This window comes from Bacillus cereus group sp. BfR-BA-01356, from assembly GCF_022663635.1.
In the GTDB taxonomy this organism is placed as follows: Bacteria; Bacillota; Bacilli; order Bacillales; family Bacillaceae_G; genus Bacillus_A; species Bacillus_A cereus.
Genome location: NZ_JAKUFX010000216.1, coordinates 1 through 5,044, shown reverse-complemented (window position 1 = coordinate 5,044; position 5,044 = coordinate 1). Strand labels below are relative to the sequence as shown.

Sequence of the window (5,044 nt, the reverse complement as noted above, 5' to 3'; positions counted from 1 at the left end):
AACATGACGATTTTCATTCCAACTCTCGATATATTAGTTATTGTTGCTTAAGATAAATTTCAGCAACACTCTCACTTCACGTCTAAACGCTTATAGAGAAACGTGTCGCGCATGTGAATTGCTCTGGATCTTTTTATTTACATAAAAAAACTCTTCTACATAAGAAGAGTTTTACCTATCTTTAAACACTTTCTTCGGTTCACAATCCGTAATAAGGATCACACTTACAAACCAACACGTACCCTACTTGCTTTTTAGATAAAATAAAAAGCCTCTTTAAGGAAGTACATCTATTAATAAACTAAAATCTTGTAAAGAGAAAGAACTATATTTCATAATACCTTGTACAGCTAAAAGTAAAACAAGACCGATCACACACATATAGTTAACGCTTTCTTCATTCTTTTTTTCAGTAACCACTCCACCACTTATACATAAAATCCCTAGCAAATGGAGCGCTAAATACATGAAAAAATAAGCTTCCTCCCAGCGCAAAATAACATTCACTGTCGTTATTAACACTAGACTAAGTAAAATCAAATAAAAAAACTTATTTGATGATATCGTTTCATTCATATAATTTTATACATCCCTTTCAAATTTCGAATTAATGATGTTTCAAAGCTATAAAGTAAATGATTGTTTTTATACCATAAAACAAAAGGAAAGCCACCATTACTTTCTCGAATACTTTATGAATCCACATATACTTCTCTTCATTCTTTCTGAAGATGCGCTTCATCATTTCTTCTACAATTAGACCAAATATTAGTAAAACCCCGAACACAATAAGAAGAGAAATAATATTTTCTTTTAAATGAGTACTAGAAAATAAGTAATACTCTGGAAACACAATCGTATCTACTACAGGTTGAAGCCAATGACAAACGCTTTTATCACACATATCTGTAATAGACGTAGAATCTATAATGTCTTTTAATATTTTTTCAACCGTCTTCTTCATCTTATTTACTCCCGACTACATCTGAAAAGCTCTTTTCCTGCTCTGCATATATAACCGGCACTTCTTTACTCCAATATTTGCGATTAACAAATAAAAAGATAAGTACTAAGTTTAATCCTGTTATAAAAATAATAAGTCCAGGAAAGAATGTCGTATAATTTGAGAAATCGGCAAAACTCATAATTTTTTCTCTACTTATTAGAAAAGACGCACCTATTACAAATGCATTGTTTAACATATGTATTGCAATTGGCATGAGTAAACTTTTCGTACGAATATATACGATTGACAATACGATGCTGAATATGGCTGCACCGAGGAAATCAACATGTAACAACGCAAACAATATTGCTACAACGATGGTCGCTATGCTCGTTCCCCATTTTGTTGCAAAACGTTGAAGTAAAAATCCGCGAAAAACAAATTCCCCGATAATTGGTGCGATGAATACGACCCTAATGACTTGAGATACATATCCCCCAGTACTATCTACAATTGGTTCATGCAGGGCGTTCATAATAAAGTCCGGTGTAATCCATGCAAAACTATACATATACAAAATAAGATACCCGTAACTAAACATGCATAACATAACCGTAATGTATAAAACTTGTACCAAGTTAAATGTTTCATTTTTATTAACAAATAATGAAAATGAAATGTGGTGCTTTCTATACTCATAAGAAATCCATACCATCGGAAGGATATAGAATATAAGAATATTTATAAAAGAAGAATTTTGTATATGAAATATACTTGTTAGCAAATCGCCACTACTTCTCGCTATTAAAATTAATAGTGCAAATACAATTAAAAAATATCTAGCTCGCATCACTTGAAACGGGTTCACACTCATCTCCTCCCCTATGTTACTTTTATCATATCATTTGATTCTTAATTTTTTGCGAAAGAAAACCTTAAAATTTCCTTAAAAATTCCATAAGTTACAAAATGATGATATGATATTCGAGGAAATTAGGAGGGATGTTTATGTACCAAGCAAATATTTTACTCGTTGATGATGAAACAGCAATTTTACAATTACTAACTACCATTCTTGAAAAAGAAGGCTTTTCTCATATTACAACTGCAACATCAGCTGAAATGGCTTTATCTCTAACTAAGCAAAACAATTACGATTTAATTATTTTAGATGTAATGCTTCCTGGACAATCTGGTTTTGATATTTGTCCAATCATTCGCCAACAAACAGATTGTCCAATTTTCTTCCTATCAGCAAAAGCATCTGATTTAGATAAAATATCCGGATTTTCATACGGTGCAGATGATTATATTACGAAACCATTTAATCCATTAGAAGTAGTAGCACGCATGAAAGCACAGCTTCGGAGACATATGAAACAAACCGTACCACACGAACAAAAATCACACTCGATTTCATTTGGAAGATTTGAAATTGATCAGCACTCTGCAGAACTAACAGTAGATGGGCACATTGTCGAATGCTCCGCTCAACTCTTTCAACTACTACTCTTCTTTTGCGAGAATCCGAACTACGTATTTTCGAAAGAGGAAATATACGAAAAAGTTTGGGGAGCACCTGCCTATAATGGCGATGACAACACTGTTATGGTCCACATTCGAAAACTACGTGAAAAAATTGAACATGATCCAAGTAAACCAGAATATATAAAAACCGTTCGCGGGCTTGGTTATAAGTTCGTTACAAAGTAGGGTGACGATATGAATTTTAATAAACGACTTATTATTCAATTTATCATGCAACACGTTTTTGTTTTAGTTACATTACTTATCGCTGTAGTTGCTGCTTTTACTTATTTAATTTTTCTTCTTACTAGTACTTTATACGAACCTAATATTCCAGATTCTGATAGTTTTACAATTTCAAGATACATCTCTTCAGAAGATGGGCATATTTCGTTACAATCTGAAGTGCAAGATTTAATAAAGGAGAAAAATGATTGGCTCCAAGTTGTAGATGAAAACGGAAAAATCCTCTACCACTTTAATACACCAAATGATGTTCCGAATGCTTATACGAAGACATCTTTAGTCGCATATATACAACATCATATCGAAAGTAATTATAAATTTACATATTGGGAAATTGAATTAGAAGAAAAGAAAGTACTTGTTATTTATGGTGGTATGTTAAAAAGCAATGCGTTACTGACAGCAATTCAAAAGGATCACTCCTCTTTAACGATGGATTCGTTCACATTAACAGATCAAGAAAAACAGTTACTGTCTAAAGAAAAAGCAGCACTTCAAATATTTAATCAAAATGGCGAAGAGGTTTTTGCCTATCCAGCTGGAAAGAAAAAAACATTTTCAGCAATACAAATCGCCCTTAATGAAAAAGAACCGTGGAATCATAAAGAAAATACGTCTAGCTTTTACGATGCAAATAGTGGCAACCTTCTCGTTGTAACTTCAAAAAATGAGCACTACTATCCAGGTGACGAAATTGAAGATGTATTTACTAAGAAGTTTCTCATCGGATGCGGATTAATCCTTCTTATCGTATTTGTTTATTTAGTCATTCTTTCTATTTGGTACGGTAATAAATTCGGGAAACCGTTATTACATGCGATGCGCTGGCTTAAAAATATCGCTGGTGGAAAGTATGAAGAACCTATTAGTAAAAAAGGAAAACCCGTCAGGTTCCGGCGATCTGGTAAAGAAAAATGGTCATTCCGTTTGTTTAGAGATGTAACAAGTTCACTAGAACACCTTTCTATTACACTCAAAAAAAATGATGCGATGAGGCAAGTCCTCCAGCAAACACGAGAAGAATGGATTACCGGTCTAACACACGACTTAAAAACACCACTTAGCTCTATATATGGCTACGCATTATTACTCGAATCGAATCAATATAACTGGACTGATCGTGATATTCAGCAATTTGGTAGTGTTATGAAAGAGAAATCTCAATATATGACAACATTAATTGATGATTTAAGCTTAACGTATCAATTAAAAAATAACAGCCTTCCTGCCCAACACGTAAACGTTGAAATCAATCAGTTCGTCCAAAAAGTATTATTGCAATTTATTAATAATCCAACACTTCAAAATCAAAATATTGAATTCGTACCGAGCTCAAATAAAATTCAATATTTCATTGAAGAAAAATGGTTCCAGCGTATTATCGAAAACTTACTAGTAAATGCTGTAAAACATAATAACGAAACAACTACTGTCATCGTAAAATTATCACAAAACGCTAATTCCTTTACACTCTCCATTTCAGATGACGGAAAAGGAATGGATGAAAAAACGAAAGAACTTCTATTTGAACGATATTACCGCGGAACAAACACAGAAGAAAGCAACATCGGAACTGGACTTGGCCTAGCCATTACAAAACAGCTCGTTCATGCTCATAACGGAACAATTTCCGTTGATAGTGCACTCGGAAAAGGAACGACGATTATTCTTGTATTTCCGTTTCGTTCGTAGGAAAGACGCTATGTGGCGTCTTTTTTTCTTTTCTGGGAGAATTTCGCGGTAATTGAAATTATGCGAATCGTTTTTTTTTGAGGTGTTTTAACGGTATATGAAATTATACCGGCGATTTTTTGAATATATCAGCGATTTTCTAGATATATCGACTTACCGACAAAAACCGACAATACTAACCTACTTCCCTACTATACAAGGTAAAAGTAGAAATAAAACTATTAACAAATACATTTCTAAACTGTTATACTATAAATAGAAGTATAAACTAACTAAGTTTTGCATAAAATGAAGTAGACGAGGTGCTTCCAACACCCCGTCACTGCAACTAATTACCGCAAGGTGGAAGGTTGCAACTAAAGCTTATTTGCGCAAAAAGAAGACTTCCCACGCTTCGCAGGCAGACGGGTGGTCTTCTTTTTGCGCTTTTTTGCCGTTAATTTCTTAAATCCAAAAACTATACCTTCTCTAGCTATAGTTTTTGTAATTTCCAACAAAATTTGCAAAAGAAATTCCATACGATTACACCTCCTCGTATGATTAAGTTAGGTTTTTTAGGGACGGGATGTACCTATAAACCCAAGAGTATCTATTTTTATGAGATACTTAAATTTGTAGATAGAGTGTTGCCGA

Annotated in this window: 6 protein-coding genes; 2 read left to right on the top strand and 4 right to left on the bottom strand. The window is 33.4% G+C overall.

Going from position 1 to position 5,044, the window contains the following annotated elements; genetic code table 11:
* Positions 1–276: 276 nt before the first annotated feature.
* From MR168_RS32195 to MR168_RS32185, 3 genes are read right to left on the bottom strand one after another with little or no spacing between them, the layout of a single operon-like run.
* Complete coding sequence (locus tag MR168_RS32195) at positions 277–576, bottom strand: DUF2101 family protein (protein ID WP_001006050.1); 300 nt, start codon at positions 574–576, stop codon at positions 277–279.
* A gap of 31 nt (positions 577–607) precedes the next feature.
* Positions 608–964: a hypothetical protein gene (locus tag MR168_RS32190; protein ID WP_000754334.1), complete on the bottom strand. Its 357-nt coding sequence runs from the start codon at positions 962–964 to the stop codon at positions 608–610.
* A gap of 1 nt (position 965) precedes the next feature.
* Positions 966–1,814: a CPBP family intramembrane glutamic endopeptidase gene (locus MR168_RS32185; protein WP_001067985.1), complete on the bottom strand. Its 849-nt coding sequence runs from the start codon at positions 1,812–1,814 to the stop codon at positions 966–968.
* Between the two features lie 140 nt (positions 1,815–1,954).
* On the opposite strand from MR168_RS32185, the gene MR168_RS32180 reads away from it, so the two are divergent.
* Entirely contained in the window at positions 1,955–2,659 is a 705-nt protein-coding gene (locus MR168_RS32180) for a response regulator transcription factor (RefSeq protein WP_000283871.1), read from the top strand.
* A 9-nt stretch (positions 2,660–2,668) separates the two neighbouring features.
* The gene (locus tag MR168_RS32175; RefSeq protein WP_086411966.1) at positions 2,669–4,411 is read left to right on the top strand and encodes a sensor histidine kinase; all 1,743 of its coding nucleotides are present in this window, start codon (positions 2,669–2,671) and stop codon (positions 4,409–4,411) included.
* Positions 4,412–4,767: 356 nt separating this feature from the next.
* On the opposite strand, the gene MR168_RS32170 is transcribed toward MR168_RS32175, so the two are convergent.
* Positions 4,768–4,929: a hypothetical protein gene (locus MR168_RS32170; RefSeq protein WP_086411967.1), complete on the bottom strand. Its 162-nt coding sequence runs from the start codon at positions 4,927–4,929 to the stop codon at positions 4,768–4,770.
* Between the last annotated feature and the right edge of the window lie 115 nt (positions 4,930–5,044).